Annotated in this window: 17 protein-coding genes; 10 read left to right on the forward strand and 7 right to left on the reverse strand. The window is 51.5% G+C overall.

All coding sequences use genetic code 11. The annotated features are described in order from the left end of the window. Positions 1 to 78: 78 nt before the first annotated feature. Positions 79 to 624, reverse strand: a complete 546-nt coding sequence (locus tag EPA93_RS29510; protein WP_129890960.1) for a helix-turn-helix domain-containing protein — start codon at positions 622 to 624, stop codon at positions 79 to 81. A 433-nt stretch (positions 625 to 1057) separates the two neighbouring features. Here EPA93_RS29510 and EPA93_RS29515 point away from each other — a divergent pair, with 433 nt between their 5' ends. Then, on the forward strand, positions 1058 to 1411 hold the full coding sequence (locus EPA93_RS29515; protein WP_129890961.1) for a hypothetical protein: 354 nt from the start codon (positions 1058 to 1060) through the stop codon (positions 1409 to 1411). 86 nt (positions 1412 to 1497) lie between these two features. Here EPA93_RS29515 and EPA93_RS29520 read toward each other — a convergent pair whose 3' ends face one another. Beyond that, positions 1498 to 2148, reverse strand: coding sequence for a TMEM175 family protein (locus EPA93_RS29520; protein ID WP_129890962.1), 651 nt, complete (start codon positions 2146 to 2148; stop codon positions 1498 to 1500). 390 nt (positions 2149 to 2538) lie between these two features. Between EPA93_RS29520 and EPA93_RS29525 the strand changes: the two genes are divergently transcribed. Beyond that, positions 2539 to 3798, forward strand: a complete 1260-nt coding sequence (locus EPA93_RS29525) for a S41 family peptidase (RefSeq protein WP_129890963.1) — start codon at positions 2539 to 2541, stop codon at positions 3796 to 3798. A 2-nt stretch (positions 3799 to 3800) separates the two neighbouring features. Here EPA93_RS29525 and EPA93_RS29530 read toward each other — a convergent pair whose 3' ends face one another. After that, positions 3801 to 4940 (reverse strand): glycosyltransferase family 4 protein, encoded by a 1140-nt coding sequence (locus EPA93_RS29530; protein WP_129890964.1) that lies wholly within the window; start codon positions 4938 to 4940, stop codon positions 3801 to 3803. A 78-nt stretch (positions 4941 to 5018) separates the two neighbouring features. Further along, a complete protein-coding gene (locus EPA93_RS29535) occupies positions 5019 to 5498 on the reverse strand; it encodes a MarR family winged helix-turn-helix transcriptional regulator (RefSeq protein ID WP_129890965.1) in 480 nt (159 codons plus the stop codon). Positions 5499 to 5877: 379 nt separating this feature from the next. Between EPA93_RS29535 and EPA93_RS29540 the strand changes: the two genes are divergently transcribed. Continuing rightward, positions 5878 to 6438 (forward strand): RNA polymerase sigma factor, encoded by a 561-nt coding sequence (locus EPA93_RS29540; RefSeq protein WP_129890966.1) that lies wholly within the window; start codon positions 5878 to 5880, stop codon positions 6436 to 6438. Continuing rightward, entirely contained in the window at positions 6425 to 7972 is a 1548-nt protein-coding gene (locus EPA93_RS29545; protein WP_129890967.1) for a WD40 repeat domain-containing protein, read from the forward strand. The genes EPA93_RS29540 and EPA93_RS29545 overlap by 14 nt, the downstream gene beginning before the upstream one ends. Before the next feature lie 131 nt (positions 7973 to 8103). On the opposite strand, the gene EPA93_RS29550 is transcribed toward EPA93_RS29545, so the two are convergent. Next, entirely contained in the window at positions 8104 to 9003 is a 900-nt protein-coding gene (locus EPA93_RS29550) for a DUF4097 family beta strand repeat-containing protein (protein WP_129890968.1), read from the reverse strand. Between the two features lie 482 nt (positions 9004 to 9485). Here EPA93_RS29550 and EPA93_RS29555 point away from each other — a divergent pair, with 482 nt between their 5' ends. Together EPA93_RS29555 and EPA93_RS29560 are read left to right on the forward strand one after the other, a co-directional pair. After that, entirely contained in the window at positions 9486 to 10121 is a 636-nt protein-coding gene (locus EPA93_RS29555) for an RNA polymerase sigma factor (RefSeq protein WP_129890969.1), read from the forward strand. Further along, positions 10108 to 11355 (forward strand): HEAT repeat domain-containing protein, encoded by a 1248-nt coding sequence (locus EPA93_RS29560; RefSeq protein WP_129890970.1) that lies wholly within the window; start codon positions 10108 to 10110, stop codon positions 11353 to 11355. The genes EPA93_RS29555 and EPA93_RS29560 overlap by 14 nt, the downstream gene beginning before the upstream one ends. 41 nt (positions 11356 to 11396) lie before the next feature. On the opposite strand, the gene EPA93_RS29565 is transcribed toward EPA93_RS29560, so the two are convergent. Next, positions 11397 to 12692 carry an MFS transporter gene (locus EPA93_RS29565; protein WP_165423475.1) on the reverse strand — a complete coding sequence of 432 codons (1296 nt, stop codon included), beginning with the start codon at positions 12690 to 12692 and terminating at the stop codon, positions 11397 to 11399. Between the two features lie 246 nt (positions 12693 to 12938). Between EPA93_RS29565 and EPA93_RS29570 the strand changes: the two genes are divergently transcribed. The 3 genes from EPA93_RS29570 to EPA93_RS29580 all read left to right on the forward strand — a co-directional run bounded on the left by EPA93_RS29570 (position 12939) and on the right by EPA93_RS29580 (position 16057). Continuing rightward, positions 12939 to 13220, forward strand: coding sequence for a hypothetical protein (locus EPA93_RS29570; RefSeq protein WP_129890972.1), 282 nt, complete (start codon positions 12939 to 12941; stop codon positions 13218 to 13220). A gap of 82 nt (positions 13221 to 13302) precedes the next feature. Further along, positions 13303 to 14397, forward strand: coding sequence for a transglutaminase family protein (locus tag EPA93_RS29575; protein ID WP_165423476.1), 1095 nt, complete (start codon positions 13303 to 13305; stop codon positions 14395 to 14397). A 136-nt stretch (positions 14398 to 14533) separates the two neighbouring features. Continuing rightward, positions 14534 to 16057 (forward strand): FHA domain-containing protein, encoded by a 1524-nt coding sequence (locus EPA93_RS29580; protein ID WP_129890974.1) that lies wholly within the window; start codon positions 14534 to 14536, stop codon positions 16055 to 16057. A gap of 19 nt (positions 16058 to 16076) precedes the next feature. Here the strand turns inward: EPA93_RS29580 and EPA93_RS29585 are convergent, their stop codons facing one another. Beyond that, complete coding sequence (locus EPA93_RS29585; protein ID WP_165423477.1) at positions 16077 to 16823, reverse strand: MBL fold metallo-hydrolase; 747 nt, start codon at positions 16821 to 16823, stop codon at positions 16077 to 16079. A gap of 314 nt (positions 16824 to 17137) precedes the next feature. Between EPA93_RS29585 and EPA93_RS29590 the strand changes: the two genes are divergently transcribed. Next, the gene (locus EPA93_RS29590) at positions 17138 to 17530 is read left to right on the forward strand and encodes a zinc-ribbon domain containing protein (RefSeq protein WP_129890976.1); all 393 of its coding nucleotides are present in this window, start codon (positions 17138 to 17140) and stop codon (positions 17528 to 17530) included. Positions 17531 to 17616 lie beyond the last annotated feature (86 nt).

The following is a 17616-nucleotide window of genomic DNA, read 5'->3' on the forward strand; positions in this document are numbered from 1 at the left end:
ATCGGTTATTACGATAGTGGCTAGTAGTGGGTAGGTAACAATATCTAATAGGCATGATGCAAGCAAAATACGATCATATCAAGTATAAAGCAAGCCCTCGTGCTCGCTGATCTGAGCACTCTCCCAGTTCAGCACATCAGCAAATTCCTGCTGAAAGGCCTCTAGATCGCGCTTTCGCCTGGTCTCGTCAGGCATTTCATTGCTCTTCCAGTGCAGGATGATCGTCACTATGTCAGGCGATGCGAAGTTGCTGAGGATATAGCGCGCCAGCGAACCTTCAAAGCGTAGTTGCTGCTCCTCGTAGATTTTCTCTAGCTTTTGCTCTAAGTTTTCGCGCTGGCCCGCTCGCACCCGCACCTGGATCAACACACTCAGCAGCTTTACGCGATTCGTATAACGCCGCCATTTTGCCGCATCTTTACGTGTGCGCCCCGGTGGATTGCGCCGGAATTCCTCCACTTCTTCTAGTGGAATAAGATTTCTCCCGCTCACTCTTCTAGCCGAAAAGCGCCCATCGCGTACAAGCTCATTTACCCTGTCTGCGGTAAGATTAAGCATTTTTGCCGCCACTTTTGCCGGTACGTAGCCGGGCATACTCAGATACTCTTCATCTTCTTCTGCCATGATTACAATCTAGTTTCTGTAGTATTTTTATGTAAATGCCGTCTCTATCAAGACATTTAAATTGGTTTTATAGTTATCAAGGCAAATATTGATAAATGCCTTGATCCATGCTATAATGATTATCGGGTCATGTTTCTCCAGCATTAGCTAGCAATGCAACAAACCTTGAAGGATGTAACAAACAAATGAAAGGAGGCTGGCAACATCAAGCTTCATACAACACAAACTGAATAACGGGGGAGGAAAACCCTCGCTACTTAGCTACTATCACAAGCCATAAAAACTGACGACCTGCTTGCAGTATCCTCAACCGATGCGCAGGCAGGCCGCTCAGGAGGCCCAAGCCTCCTTTTACGGTATTTCAAGCATCAGTATTTGTTTATATTACTTTCGTTTCAGTATTCCAAGCGGATCGATAGGGAGGAAGTTTTCAATGAGCAGCATCGCCTATAGCAGCACCTACGCCCCGGCCACATTGCCTTCTCAGGAACAAGCGCTCAGCATCATTGACTACATGAACCAGGCCAAGCGCCTGCAGCAAAACGTACGTAGCGCCAGCCACAAGCACTACGCCGAAGATCTCTTCAAGCAATGCCATCAATGGCTGCAGCAACATCATATCCCCTTCTACTACGATAGCAGGGAGCAACGCTATCTCCTCAACGTCTGGCAATACGCCGGCCTGATCAGCGAAGCATGCTTCGGCACGCGGCAACCCATACCCAACTCAACGCAAGCCCTATTTCCTACCGTCTCTGCCCACACAGCCCTCCTGCATGCCTCGTAAGGAGCCGGGATATGTCAATGGCATTTTTGCAAGAGGCAGGCCAGAGCGCGCAGAACAGGGCTCGCTCCGACAAAAAGCTCAAACAGCTAGGCTTCTGCCTGCAGGCTTGGCGCGCGAGCCGTAATCGCCCAGATCACCCAGAGCGCACAGCAGATAATCAGGGTCAGGGCAGGACTCCAGAACGCAACAATGAGCGCGATGATATAGCAGGGGAAACCCAGCAAAGAAATAAGCATGCTCTTTGGAATCAAGGCTCCGCCCGTACGGTAGCCCGGCTGCTGCCTGAGGATTACCCACCAGAGCAGATCATAGGACAGATCGATCAAGGAAAAAAAGCCGGCATAGGTTGCGCAGGCCACCGAAGCCGCTGGCGTGGTTAAATAGGCTGCCACGAGCGCGGTCGGGACCGGAACCACCGTCGTCAACATTAAAAGCAAGCCATTGCTAAAGAGCAAAGCCGTTTCGGGCTTCCTTACTACCTGGAAGAGACGGTGATGGTAGATCCACATAATCAAGACTGTGACAAAGCTAATCACAAACGTGAGATAGTTAGGCCACCTGCCTAACAATGCACCCAGTAAGTTTTGAGAATTGATCTGTGACAGCCCTTCGGGCACCTTTAGATCCAGAGCCAGCAGCGTAATCGCTATGGCAAATACCCCATCGCTAAAAGCCTCTATGCGCGATGTCCCACCTTCTTTTTGCTCATCCTGCGCGCGCACAAATGGAATTCCCATGCTACAATGCACTCCTTTCCTTTTCTGCCAATATATGCTGTTAAAGAAGTCCTGAGCCTTCCCTGGCTCCTTGAAGAGATTGGCTACCTATAGCGCATTGTATAATCCCAAAGCGCAAAGAAGCTATCTCAACTTTTTAGCGCCTGGATCAGGCAAGCTTATCAAGGCCCATGATAACAAGCGGGCATGGCCGGTTTAGCTGATCAGACCGAGGAGATCAAGCGCAGGCGGGTAGCATCTCCAACATTCAGGCAAAATCTCACACTGCACCTAAAGTTTAAAAGATGTTTAAATCTATCCACTATCATTAAGCCTGTCAGATAAAACATTTCATCCTCCAGGTCGCCTGTGAACCTGGAGAGGCGTGCAATAGTATAGGGGGATAATTTGATGAGGCGATTAAAGTTAGCTTTCCTCTTGCTCATGGTGGGCATGAGTCTGATAGCAGGTGGTCTGCCTATGCAGCAAGCCCACGCTCAGAGCACGGCCAGCAAAGCCGCCAGCGACTATCTCAATCAGGCGCTCGACTTTATGCAGGAGAATGCGGTACACGCCAATACTCTTGACTGGAAAACGCTGCGCGCACAAGCGCTAGAGCGCATTCAGAACGCTCAAGTTCCAGCCGATACCTACCCAACCATTACCTGGGCCCTACAGCAACTTGGCGATCACCATAGCTTTTTCCTTGATCCCGAGGCCGCCAAACGCAATCAGCAAGGCTACAACAATGTCTTTGGCCTCAATATGACCGACGATGGCACGATTACCGATATCATTGCTGGTGGCCCGGCCGATAAAGCCGGCAACGTACGGCGAGGCGACATTGTGCAAAAAATCAATGGCATCGTACTCAAAGATCAGCAAGCCATTAACGATAGCCTGCGTAAGAATCCGAGCAGCGCCACGCTTAGCATACAGCAGCGCGATCGGCATCGCAGCTTTGATGTAACCCTCAAACTGGGACCATACGAGAGCAATAAGCGGCCGCAAGCCAGGCTGGTCAAGCCAGGTATCGCTTATATCGAACTGCCAGCAGTTATGGGCGGCAAGATGGCCGAGGAGTATGCAACCATCGTGCAGCAGGAGATCCAGGATCTTGATCAAAATAACGATATTCGAGGCTGGATCGTCGATTTGCGCAACAACAATGGCGGCAATTGCTGGCCCATGCTAGCCGGCATCGGACCCGTGGTAGGCGAGGGCAAACTTGGCTCCTTCTTCACGCAGGGTCAGGCGGTTGGAACCTGGACATATAGCAATGGCAAGGCCCTTTCCGGCGATCAGGTAGCTGCTCAGGTCCAGCATCCCTACACTCTCAGGCATCCTCTGCCTCCGGTGGCAGTCCTTACCAGCCCAATAACTGCAAGTTCCGGTGAAGCAGTAACCATCGCCTTTCGCGGTCGCCCCAATACACGTAGCTTTGGCGAGCCTACCTATGGCGTACCCACAGCTAATTATGCCCAGACCCTTAGCGATGGCGCGCAAATCTATCTTACTGTCGCCATCGACGCAGATCGCACGGGTAAAACATACGATAGCCCGATCTCACCAGACCAGGGCGTACATATCGATTGGGCTACCGTCTACACGCAACACGACCAGGTAATCAAAGTTGCCGCACAATGGTTGCAACACCAGCCCGGCCGCTAGGATTATAACGATGAAACAGCCACCGAGTCCGTTGCAGCCTGTGGCTGCGCTTGACGCCGGCTCTGAATAACCTGCTCATAGACCTGCATGTAGTTCTCAGCCATTACCCGCGCTGAAAAACGCTGATCGACATAGGGGCGTAACGTGCCCCTGTCGATTTCAGCGATACGTGGGATATGCTCAATCAATTCGTCGAGATTGTGCACCAGGAAGCCAGTCTTCCCATGCTCAATGATCTCTGGAGCGGCCCCACGCTCAAACGAGATGACCGGGCAGCCCACGGCCAGCGCCTCCACCATTACCATGCCAAAGGGCTCCTCCCACTCAATCGGATTGAGAAAGCCCCGCGCCCGGCTCAGCAAGCTCACCTTCTCCTTCATATTGACGGGGCCCACATACCTGATCTGCTTTTTGTCAAAGTGCGGCTTCACCTGCTCCTGAAAGTAGGTCATCGAAGCCTTTTCATAACGATCAATAGTGCCGGCCAGAACGAGCGGCACGTTTGCCCGCTTCGCCGCCTCAATGGCAAGGTGGGGTCCTTTCTCCGGCACGAAACGCCCCAGCCACACAAAGTAATCGCCGGGTTTTCTACGTCCGGGACGGACCTGCTCCATATCGATACCATTGTAGACAACCCCGGCAAAATTGAGAGGCATCTTCTCTTGCGCCTTCGCAGTTTTACTAATCGCCACAATAGGCACCTGGGAAGCCCAATCCATATAGTACTTGTCGGCATCTCCCGTCCAGCCGCCAGGCCCATGATCGAAGGGGAAATGGCTATGTAGCGTCGTCACATGAGGCAGCGGAAATGTCGCCGCCAGCGGTAAAATATACATATCCGAGCCCGAAGAAAGATGCATATGGACAATATCGAAATCCTGCTCACGCACCTGTTCCAGCGCCTTCTGTAAGTGATAGAAAGCCTTGAGATGCATCGTCCAGGGAACACCCTCGGTAAGCAAAGATTTCGGGAAAAACGATACATGTTTTGCAGAGGTTTTAGCATCGCCAGGTGCGAATAAGGTCACATCATGACCTTGTGCCACCTGCGCCTCAATAAGATTGCAGATCACACTTTCCGTCCCGCCATAATTTTTGGGCGGAATAGTAATCCATGGAGGAGCAACCTGAGCTATTTTCATGTTCTCACCTTCTTTACGTATTGTTGCATACACGAGTTAATACGCTCAACTCCGGCAAGAAGATGCAAGCGGTCCCTCTCAATGCTCCTCTCTGCGCAGCCTGCTGATTTGTTCATGCATCTGCTGATTCGTTCCTGAGATAAAACGCAGAAACAGTTCCAATTCCTCATCACTATAGAGCGCGGAATGCTCTTTGATGACCCGCGCTAAAGAACCAAAGAGCGGCTCTATCTCCTGAAGCGCCTTCTCCCTGACCAGCTGAATGATTACGCGCCGGCGGTCCTCTTGATCGCGCCAGCGCCTGACATAGCCTGCTTTTTCCAGGCGGTCCACCAATCCAGTTACCGCACCTGTGCTTAGACCGGTTAGACCAGCCAGCTGGCCAGCAGTGACCGGGCCAACGCGGCTCAGGATACCCAGGCACTCAAGATCTCCCGCATTGATCCCCAGCCTGTCAGCCACCACCTGACCAAAAACCACGGCATCCAGGCTGAGCTGGCGCAATTCCTCGTGAAGATCTCCAATAATCTCGCTGCGTTCCCTGACATGGCCTGGCATATTTCACCCTCTCAGCTTTCCGACTGCTAGTCCAGTCATTAAAATTTTTAGTTGGATAACTAAAATAATCGTCCCGAGCTGATTATAGCACGAATCCGCTTTTTTAGCCTGAGAAAACTCTTAGGAAACGAGTAATAGTATCAGGAGTGCCAGAACTTAATTACCGCTGAGGCAGCAAATAACGCTCTCCTTGTCCTAACGCTTATCCATCGCGACACCTGTGGGGTACCCAGCCCTGAAAATCCCTGCTACTCGTCACCTCATTGGCCAGGAAGTCCTTATTTCTAAGCCAGCACCATCTGATTTGCCTCCATCCGTTATAACTCTGCGCCTTCAGCGAGATTCCTATGAGATCTCAAAAAACTCCCGAGGGACAAGTATGCAACACATAGCGACAAGCAGGCAGGAAAACTCGTTCTATGCCAGGCTCTATCAGCGGTATGCGCCAGGGATTTTCGCCTATATCTATCAGCAAACGGGCTCACGCGAGGACGCTGAGGACATTGTGCTTGAAGTCTTTCTGGCCGTGCTCCAACAAGGCAAATTTTCGACATTTGATGAGAAGAAGCAAGAAGCGTGGCTCTGGACCATTGCCCGCAATAAAGCCGTGGACCTCCATAGACGCTCAGCACGTGAGCAAAGGACATCCATCGACTACCTGGCTGATACGCTCTACGAGGATGAGGCAAAAGCTCCTGAGCACATCAGCTTAAAGCGGGAAGAGTACGCGCAGCTGCATACAACCATCAAAGCCTTATCAACTCAACAGCAAACAGTGTTGCAGCTTCATTTTGGCCATGGCCTCAAATGTGCAGAAATCGCTCCTGTGCTCAACAAAAGCGAAGGAGCCGTACGCATGTTGCTCTTCCGCACCATACGTGGTTTACGCGCTATCTATCAAAAAACTAGGGAAAAGGCAGGACACGATGAAAGAGCATGAATTCCAAACATCGTCGGCAGCTGACGACGAGCTCACAGGGCTCTCTTCTCACGAGCTCACAGATGAAGATCGCCTCCTGGTGCAGGACTTGCATAAACTCTACATGCCTTTTGCCAGAGCAAACGAGCAATCGTTAGAGCGCATCTGGGACCGCTTTGTGCAGGAGCAAGCTCATTTGTCCCCTCAGCGGGACAATCTGGTAAACAGAAGAGGAAGCGCTATGCCAAATCAGAGAATAGCAGAAACTACAAGTCCATATGAGCCGTCAAGGAAACGCTCCATCGGAAAAGCTATGGCGATAAGTGCTATGGCCGCTGTTTTATTAATCACTATCCTGAGCTGGATGCTGCTCTCATCAGCTTTCAAGCCAGCCATGCCGAATGGCGCGCAACCTATACAACAGACTACCCATACAGGCACAATCAAACATTTATGCAGCTTTGACGATCCTAATCCAGCCGTGAGCCAGGCTAAAGTCGGAGTCTCCTTAAGCCTCTCGGCCCAGGGCAAGATAGCTGTTAGTAATGACAACCTCAAAATCTTCAATGCGCAAACATGTAATCAGGCAAAAAGTTATACAGTCCCAAACGGGACCGATCTCGTTATGTGGTCACCTGACGGCACACGCCTGCTGGTACACGGCACCCAGGCTCAGATACTCGATGGCAGCACAGGAAATGTTATTGCAACTTTTCGGCCCAGCGCCCCGGATTCCAGCGTGCAGCCTACGCCCACACCGCTTATGCCTACATCTACTCCGGCGCCTACTGTCACGCCCACTCCGGCTCCCCTCACACCCACTCCAATGCCGCCTACTCCCACGCAACTAACGCCTACCACCATGCCTACTCCCACATCAGCCCAAATAAATACGCGCCTTGATAATTTTAGCGGTTCGGCACCCATCATCGGCATCTCCACCTGGTCAGCCGATGGCAGACAGATCGTCTCGCTCGTCGAGCACAAAAGCTTGCAGATCTGGAACGCCAGCACAGGCGAAGTCATCAGTACCCTGGGCAGCGTCGGGAATACTCTTCCCCTGGCTCTCAGCTGGTCACCTGACGGCAAATATATCGCCTCTACCAACTCTGATGGCACGGCCTGGATCTGGAATGTGAGCACAGGCCAGCACAGTAGCATTAACATCGATTCCAGCTCGGCAAGCTTAGCCTGGTCGCCCGACAGTCGCTACATCGCTACCAGCCAGAACAATAAGGTTTACGTTCGTGAGGCCAGCACGGGTCATGTCGCCTACTCCTTCCAGGCCCAGGACAGCAACCATATTGACGACCTCAAGTGGTCACCCAACGGGCAATATATCGCGGTCAGTGGCTCTGACCTGCACCTGTGGGACGTCAAACAACACAAGATCGTTGCCACCTTTGGGCATGTTGCCAGGCCAAAGGTTATCATGCCTCTGGCCTGGTCGCCCGATAGCAGCAAGCTGGCCGCCGCAACAATCTCCACGATCAGAGCTACCGATAGCGAGCATCCCGATACAGGCTGCACAGTAAATGTCTGGAGCATAGCCTAGCTCTTCTTGGCAGAGCAAATTGGGCTTAAGAATGTTAGCAGGGCAGGCAAATAAAGCCGGACAGCCTCGTCAGGGAACGGGGCTGCCCGGATAAGAGGGATGGAGGAAGAACGTCTTGCAAAAATCTTTCGCTAGCGGCGTTGCAGAATAATATTGCCACTGCCCGAGTCAACTGATAGCGCGGCCCTGGTTCCCTGGCCCACATCAGTACTCCCAAAGGCATTGTTCAGATTACCAGAGTCGGTCGAGGCATTGAGATGGAAGGAACTATTTGCCGGCAAGGCCAGCGTAATATTGCCGCTACCAGTGCTAAGCTCATAGCTACCGGAAGGATCGAGCGCCGCATCAAGGCGAATATTGCCACTGCCAGACTTAAGCATAGTGCGCCCACTTACCTGACCTTGCTCAACCACAATATTACCGGAACCACTGGAGAACGCATCCTGGCCATTAATCGCGCGAGCCTGAAGATTGCCACTGCCCGTCTTGATAGCCAGGTTCCCTTTAAGATTACTGATGTCTATATTGCCAGATCCTACTTCAAGATCCATATCAAGCGCCGTGGGTACAGTAATATCGAAATCGATATAACGCACACCAAGCAAGCCCGAGCTATCCTGGCTGCGGATCGCCACAGCATTGCCATCCTGACTATACGAAACCTGCGCCTCAGTGATTTCAGGTGCCTGCAGACCGATCACATTGCTCGTTGCATGCACAACAATGCTATTACCCGGCTCGCCATGAATACGCAGATTGCCCGCTCCGCCATCAAAGCGCAATGTGCCATGGTTGGCAAGCGTAAAGCTACGTACAGGAAGCTCACTATGCTTGACTATCAATCCATTCTGCGCCACACTCCAGATACCTAGCAGCAGAACAACAATGCAGATCGGCAGCCACAATCTCCTGAAGATGCTCTTACGCTGTCGTGGCAGCGGATAATCATAATCATAGCCGCTTTGACGCTGCTCAAATCTATATTCACGCTCATCAACGCGCTCTTTCCTATCGTTTCGCTCAATGCCCATTTCTATTTCCTTTATAATTCATCTATGGCAAATCATGACGATTTCATTATTTTATGCTAATGCCAGCAACATTGAGACATATTGTTTCTTTCAAGCTCAGTATAGTTGGCGAGTATCGAGAATTTAAGGAGATTTTGTTACAAATTTGTGACAAAGCACGAGGAAACCTGGCAAAAAAATAGCCATTCTCTGGGATCATAATACAGCCTGACATAAATTTATGTTACAATGGGCTCGTTCAGAGGCAAAATCATCAGCATAAATTCTTCCTATTCATCCCTGAGAAAGCTGCAACCAAAGGATACTTTCTGGTATTTCTTTATTTAGAAGCATAAAAATGTCAAGAGAATACTACTGACATGGATTGCCAGCAAAACCAGGTGGAGGAAAGGCAACGCCGAATCTACTGCCGAACACTCCTCAAAGGCAGGAGTGCTGATTTACTTTTGTAACGTGACTGCTAAGGCCGAACGCAGGGAAGCATGCGAGGTACTGAATTTATGGAGCCAGGGAAAACTTTAGCTGATTTACCAGAATTACTGGCGGTAGATCTGAATAACCACTTTCAGCTTCTGGTGTTGGGTTTTCAGCAGCGGCTCTACGCTTTCGTATTGCGTCAGGTGTATAGCCCCCAGGATGCCGAAGATATAGTTCAGGAAACTTTTATACGTGCCTACCATGCTCTAGCTGATTATCCCACCGAGCGCATTCGTACGATGAAGCTTTTGCCCTGGCTCTATAAAATTGCTATGAATATTTTTTATCGCCAGCGCAACAATATGCGGCTCCAGTATACTCAGCTTGATCTTTCGGAAGAAAGTACGCTACTCGCTATTGAGGATAACAACCAGGAGCAGCCCGAAAACATTCTAGAAATCAGGGAAGAGTTGCACGCGCTAGAGAGGCTCATCGCCCAGCTACCCACGCATTATCGCACCGCTGTAAACTGCTACTATTTCGAGAACCTGAGCTACCGCGAGATAGCCGACCTGCTTCACCAACCCATCGGCACAGTCAAATCAAGCGTACACCGTGGCTTACGTCTCTTGCGTAAAGCGGCAGAGGCCCAGAACAGTCAGACAAAAGATCTACTGAGAGGCTCATATGGCAGATCATGAACTTGAAAAGCCTGTTGAACAGGATGACATACACACTGAAGAGGCAACGACAGAACCCGTCATGGTTCCAGAAACGCTTCTACCTACCGTCCTGCAGCATCTCGGGCTTAGACCCGAGGAAACCTTGTCCGAAATACCAGTAGATACGCTCGTCTCACGCCTAAAAAGCGCGAACTGGGAAGAACGTGTGGCGGCCGTACGCGCGCTTGGCAAGCTGGATTCAGGGGCCTCTATTGAGTTGCTCATGTCAGTTCTGCACGATGAGGATGAGGCAGTACGAGCCGCAACGATACATGCGCTGGGCAATATGGGGAAGCGCGTACCGCTGCATGTCCTGGAGAATGCGCTCAACGATGAGAATTGGCATGTGCGCGAAGCTGCTATCTTTGCCCTGGTGAAACAGGGGCAACGCGTCTCCCGTACTACCCTGGCCAGCGCCTTGCATGATAGGGATAACGAGGTAAGAGAAGCTGCCCATATGGCGCTCCAATGGCATACCCAGGATAATACTCCTGTTTATGGTGTGCTGAGAGAACAACAGCCGCTCTCGACACCTCCAGCAGCACAGGCTTCCTCATATGAGAGCTCCACTTCTTCGGAGGCACCATCAGAAGCTCAGGGCCGGCAGGAACAGATACAGGCATACGTATTACAGGATGACGAGCAAGCAGCCCAGGGCATGTATATGAGGCATGGGCAAAAAATTACCGATTTGCCACGGCACCCCAAATCCCCAAAGCATTGGTGGCTTATTCTTATCCTTGTTGCGCTGCTTTGCTTTGGCCTGGGATGCTTTATGGGACAACTGCATATCCCAGCTCCACCAGCAACGATTGGCAGCATGGCTGCATCAAATCCCAAGGAGCAGGATATTAGCTTCGAGAGAGCCTTTTTGTTGTCAAAATATACCTATGCGCTCCAAAAGAGCATCGCCGATGGCTTGCACATGTCACCTGAGCAGGTGACGGCCTTGCTGGAGCAGAAACACAGCCTTGAGGATATCGCCGGACAGCAGCACATTTCCGCCGAGCAGCTTCATAAGATTGAGCAAAAGGCCTTCCAGGACCTCGCGAATGCCGCCGTGCAAAGGGGTGACCTGGATCAACAGCTAGCCAGGGAGTGGGTAAATCGCATTAGCAAAGACCCTAACGTTATGGATAAGCTGGCAACTGAGGCTTTTATGAATCTGCCACTTTCCGCGGGATTTTCCCCAGGTCTGCTTGAAGGGCGATAGAAGGGGAACTGGGGGCTTGTGCCCCCAGATTTTTCTTTTCTTTACTTTGCCGAGACAGCTTTGCAGCTATCGATAGAATTCTCTACCATGCGAGGTTTGAGCTGCATGCGCCAGCACAGCACAATGAGAGCAATAATTGCGCATAGGCCTCCGCTCAGCATCAAAGTGATAGGAGCTCCCACGTATTGAGCAACCCAGCCAGCTACAAGATTACCGAACGGACCAATGCCAGCCGAAGAGAGCACCCACAAGCTTAGCACACGCCCGCGCATCTCCTCGGGCACCATCGTCTGGACCGTCGTATTGGTAATCGTCGAAGCCATAACCGCACATGCTCCCACCACCAGTAACAAGAGCAGAGCCAGCTGGAGGCTGTGAGCCATGGCAAAAGCCGCGCAGGCGCTGCCACCAACGATACCCAGAATGATGAGCGCACGCGGACCATACTCCATGCGCTGGCTGCGTAAGACGACAAGGACAGAGCCGCAAAGAGCTCCGATACCCGCAGCCGAATTCAGCAAGCCCAATCCCTGAGCCCCGATATGAAAAATGTTATTGGCAAAGATGGGCAGCAAAGTTGCATATGGGAAGACGAGAAAAACAATGACAAACTGAAGCACAAGAGCCAGTTGAAGGCTCGGCAGCTTACGTACATAACTCAGTCCCTCGCGAACCCCCTGCCAGATGCTCTGCCGCTCCGCGCTAGTATGCATGCGCAGCGCCGGGCGCATCACCAACAGCGGGATCAAGATAGCCACATAGCTGAGCGCATTGAGATAATATGATCCAGCAACCCCGAGTACGCCGACCGAAATGCCTCCGATCGCCGGGCCAATTACGCGCGAGAGATTAAACTGCATTGAATTCAAGGCAATGCCCTGCTTCAGCTCACCCGGAGATACCAGCTCACTGATAAACGTCTGCCAGGCCGGAAAACCCACCGAACTAAAGGTGCCGTTGATAAGTGCAATGAGAATAATCATCCAGACCTGGATGAGGTGCAACGTCGTGAGTATGCCAATGGTCAGCGCGCTGGACAGGTACACGCTCTGCGTTATGATTAATAAGTAACGCCGATTCACACGATCAGCGATCGCGCCCCCAAAGAGCGACAACACTACGTTCGGTAGCGTGGCCGCAAAGGTGACAAGTCCTAGCAACAATGCCGAGTTCGTCAACTGCAGGACCAGCCAACCTTCCCCTACAGCCTGAATCCAGAAGCCGATACTGGAAAGAAAAGCACCAGCCCAGAAAATAGAAAAATACTTTTCCGTGAGAGGATGAAGGGACGCAGGTAAAGTGAAGGAAACTCTTTTTGTTCGGGTTGGCAGTTGCATCAATAGATCCTTTAAAGTTTTACTATATAAATTCAAAGACATTAAAAAAATTTTAGAAGCCAATAAGCTAAAAGCGCTTGCCGTGCTCCTCACGTATTGATGATTTAAGACATTGAGCTTTATCAGATTAGAAACTCATTAGAAAAATTCTTCCAAGGATTAGAAATCTCTTAGAAGACACTATAATGGTAAAACAGCTTGCCAAGAAGCACAATGTACAAAGTTACTATAAAAAGGGAAGTTAATATGGACAATAATTTCCCCTGCATTTTATTCTCGCTTGTATTACTTGATGCTCTCTGGATTTATCATACAAATCAGGGCTTTGTCAGACGTCATGTGACGCATGCGCCGCGCGAGCTGATCGCCGCCCTTGACCATCCCGCCGCTTTCACCCATTTCGTAAAGCTTGATAGACTACTAGCGCTCTGCTCCAATCCGAGAGACTTGAGCACTTATGCAGCCGAATGGGGCATTAGAATCAGGTATAGAGCTCCCCCACAAGTCCTACTAAATTGCCCATCATGATACATCATGATATCATTGGTTCTGAGCAAATCCTCTATATAAAGCTATATAATGCATGTTATGTCATGAGGCTGGGTATGCGATGAAGAAAAAATCTATATTTCTGGTCCTCATCCTGCTTGTCTTAACCATTCTCTCTAGCTTCTATGTGGTAGGGGGAACACAGGCATACTCGCATTATCAGCAAAGTATCCTTGAGGATCAGCAACACTGTGGAGGTCAGGCCCCTGTACGGATTTGCGTGCGAGCGCCAACAGCAATTTTTAGCGCATTCTATCCCTCTTATGTCTCCACGCAATATCCTCTCTTTACGATTGATTATAGTAGCAGTGAGCCTTTAACGCTGATACTTAGCGTTACTGTTACGCATTTCAGTCAGACGCAGACCCACACAGTAAATGCGACTACGGGCACCCAGTCGAGCACATTTATTCCTGCCCAGCTGGAACAGGCCCTGGCAAAATTAACCCTGGAGACAAATACTGCACTACACGTGGAGGTGAAAGATACTCGCGGACATTCCTATTATGTGGATGACATAGCGCTCCTGCTGCATTCTCGCTGGTTAATGCAGTGGACGACCCTGAATCGTCTCAAGATTGCCGCCTGGGTTACCCCAGGAGCTCCATCTATTGCTAAGCTTGTGACAAAAGCCACAGCCCATCTCAAGGACCAGGAAGCTCCTGTCCCGGCCGCGATGGTTGGCTACAATGGCGCAACTCCTCAGCAAGTAATGGACCAGGTAGACGCTATTTATGATACTCTCTGGAAGGATTACCATATTCATTATATTCAGGCCAGCGTGCCTTATAGCGCAACGGCCCTGCCTGCTGACAATACTGCAATGCAGACAGTCAAGCTGCCAGCTGAAGTACTGCAGCAGCACAGCGGCATGTGTATCGAGCTGACGGCCCTCCTGGCTGCCGCAGTTGAGCGCATCGGCTTGCACGCTGAAATTGTCATTATTCCAGGACACGCCTTTCTCGGTGTGGCCTTAACGTCTGATAACAAGCAATTTCAGTACTGGGACGCCGTTGATGTTAACAACAACGTTGCCGCCGACTCTGCGATGACCGCAGCAAACAATCTCTATAGCCAGAATGAGAAACAGCACACGATCATAGATACGATTCTGATCAGCGATGCCAGAAACACGCATATTGGACCAATGTTTTAAATAACGCGATGTGCAACTTTGGATAACGGGGCAAACCTGTCAGGGGGGACACCCCAGCCTCTCTTCACTTCTTACCGCCGCAGGTGGGAGAAAAACTTGCACATGGGGTTAAATAGCACAGTTGTTAAAAGGAGAAATGACGACGAGCACGCTAGATTTTCCAACCTGGTTTTATTTAGGCTGTTATGGCGGGTTAGCATGCTGTATACTGGCAATTGCGGCTAACGCGCTCTATACTACCCTGCGTCGCCATGGAACAACGCGCCAGCTCGTCGGAGCGATTATCGCCTGTGCTATTTCTGCTCTGCTCCTGCTCCCTACCTTCGCCTGGTATAATATACGCTTTACCGCCCAGCCTGCCATTCTATCCGTCGCCGAAATAGGGGTTATCCTTGGCTACATTGCGCTCTGGGGCTGGCTGCTCCCGCTTGGTATCACGGCAGCCTATTACCTTTATGGCCAGCCACGCACTACGACTACTTCAGTCCATATTCCCCGGGCGGGAATTGCGCCCGCGGCAAGCCCGCGGCACTCAGAGCTATCAAGCGCCTACGTCTTTGGCGAAGATACGCCCTGGGGATGGCTAGAGTATCGCAGCGGCAACTTTATGGGCCAGCGCCTGGCGCTCAAACGAGCCCTGGCAACCATTGGGCGCGATGAGGATAACGACATCTGGATTGATGATGAGATGGCATCGCGCCATCATGCTGAGCTTTACTGGGAAAGCGGCAAGATCTATATTGCCGACTGTGAGAGCCTTAACGGGGTACTGCTCAACGAGCGGCGTATCCGCCACAAGGCTGAAGTGAAGAGTGGCGACGTCCTCAAGGTTGGTTCGCAAACCTTCGCTTTTATCAAAGCCGAGCAGCGTCAAGGGCAAGATGAAGAGTTTGATCCGTTGGCCAACCATAAGTGGGTCTCCGTCGCAGATTCGCTTACACAGGACTCATCCAGCCAAAAGAGCGAAAGCGTACAAGCTAAGCAGAGAGCCACTAATGAGCGTAATCAAGGAGAGCAACCGCCGCTGAATCTGCCCCACACCGACCAGATACTACAGGCGCCCGTGCAGCCTGGAGCAACAAAGCCAGATCTGTCTCCCGAGCAAGCATCGCCACTGCCACCCACCCGGCCTCTACTCAACAATCAGGCCAGGCCTACCAATTCGCTCACGCCCGCGCCGGAGACGTCAGCACTTTGGGAGCCCATGCCCCGGCCACCGCAAGCAACGCCGCACCCGCTGCCTGGCAGTTCCTATGGTGGTGCTCTGCTCATTCGTCGCGGCTCGCTGGCCGGCAAGAGCTTTCTCCTGGATCGTCCAACCCTGGTAATAGGAAGTAGCCCCGAAAGCGATATTGTATTTAACGAGATCGGCCTGGCCGGCCAGCACATCCAATTCCTCCATCGTGAGGATGGAGATTACGTCCATGACCTTACCCAGAGCAGAAATGTATTCGTCAACAATGTTGCCGTACATGCGCCTCGCCTCTTGCGCCAGGGTGATCTCATTGCGAGCGGCAACCTTGTTCTGGAGTATCATCCCTGGCAAACTGCACGCACGATTCGGCCCGAATTTATTATCATGCCCCAGCCATCCACAGGCCAGCAGCAGAGTGCAGGCCCGGCGCGCCTCAAGCTCCCTATCAGGCCTAAGGAGCTATAGCCTCTACGCTCTGCCTCTGCTACCACTCCACATCAACGCTCTCAAGAGGATGCTCAGACAAAATAGGGCGTCCATGGCCGGGATAGAGATACTGGATCTGCAAGCCGCGCAGTACGCGCAAGGTCTCCTCTAGCTGGGCCCGATTGGCGCTGCTGCGTAAGAGGGGCGCGCCTCCTTCAATCGTAATCACCGTGTCGCCACACAAAAGCTCCCGCGTAAAAGCATTATAGAGGCAGAGACTCTCAGGGGTATGGCCAGGACTGGCCAGCACGCGCCAATCGGGATGAAAAGGTAAGCCCTCCACATCCTCAAGCCATAGATCAATCAGCTTGACCTGCTGAGTATAGGCGGGCAGGAAGAGATCGAGATGCTGCAAAGATCCAGGCAGCATCTGTTCTGCCAGATGCGTAATCCTGGGAAATACCTTATGGCTCCCATCGTTAAGAGCCAGGCGCTTCACAGCGGCCGAGGCGGCCACCGGAGCGCTGCAGATCCGGCGTAGCGCCTCCACGCCAGCCGTATGATCGAAATGCAGATGTGTCAATACAATCAAATCGATATCGGCAGAAGTACGATGCAGGATGTTTTGTAAGTACTTCTGCAAGAGGCGTACGTTCAATTCAGAGCCAGGATCAACCACAACCGTCCTCTCAGCAGTGATAAGGTAAGTATTCGCCATCGAGAAGCGATCAGTAATGGTGTGCACCTGTCGAGGACGTAGAGCGAAATCTGGCACCTGTGGCTTTTGCGCGGAAACAGGGTTCAAGGGTTTCCTCCGATAATCACAAAACATTCAACATGCTACTATCCTAGCATCCCGGTCAATAAGACACTGTAATTTTAATATGTATATGGTACAATGGTTATGTGGTTTGGGAAAAGACTTCCCGTCTGGTTAGTAATATCCGAAGCCCCGGTTTCGTTCCGCCTCCGGAATTTAGGACATCACTGCCTGAGAACCACCAGGAGATGTATTCTCATCTGTTAGTTCACCACATAGGGATATATCTTTCTTGCACATCCACCTCTAGAGTATTGAAGTATTGCGGAACGAAGTGTGAAGAAGGGGAAATATTACCCATGTTATCTAACGATAGCTACCAAGACCGCCTCCTAACTTGTCGTGATTGTGGCAACGATTTTACCTTCAGTGCCGGTGAACAAGAATTTTTTGCGCGTAAAGGATTAACCAACCCCCCTAGCCGCTGCCCTCAGTGTCGCGCCGCTCGGCGTGGTGGCTCGGCCGGTGCGCCCCGCGCGCAGCATAGCGAGCAATACGAAGCGGTCTGCGCCTCCTGTGGCCGCTTAACTACTGTTCCATTCCAGCCCCGTGAAGATCGTCCAGTTTATTGCAGTGATTGCTTTCAGTCCCAGCGCGCATCACGCCCACGCCGCGATTCTTCTCGCAGCTACAGCGGAAGTTACGGCGGAGGCCGCGGACGCGAGCGCCGCGAGCGCGATAGCCGCTGGTAGGATAGAAGCCTTCTCGATTTTTTTTAGCTAGTAGGCAAAAGGGGTGCCAGGGCTCCGTCCCTGTACCCCGGATTCTTGGCTTTCTC

Origin of the sequence: Ktedonosporobacter rubrisoli (assembly GCF_004208415.1) — a bacterium.
Classification (GTDB): domain Bacteria; phylum Chloroflexota; class Ktedonobacteria; order Ktedonobacterales; family Ktedonobacteraceae; genus Ktedonosporobacter; species Ktedonosporobacter rubrisoli.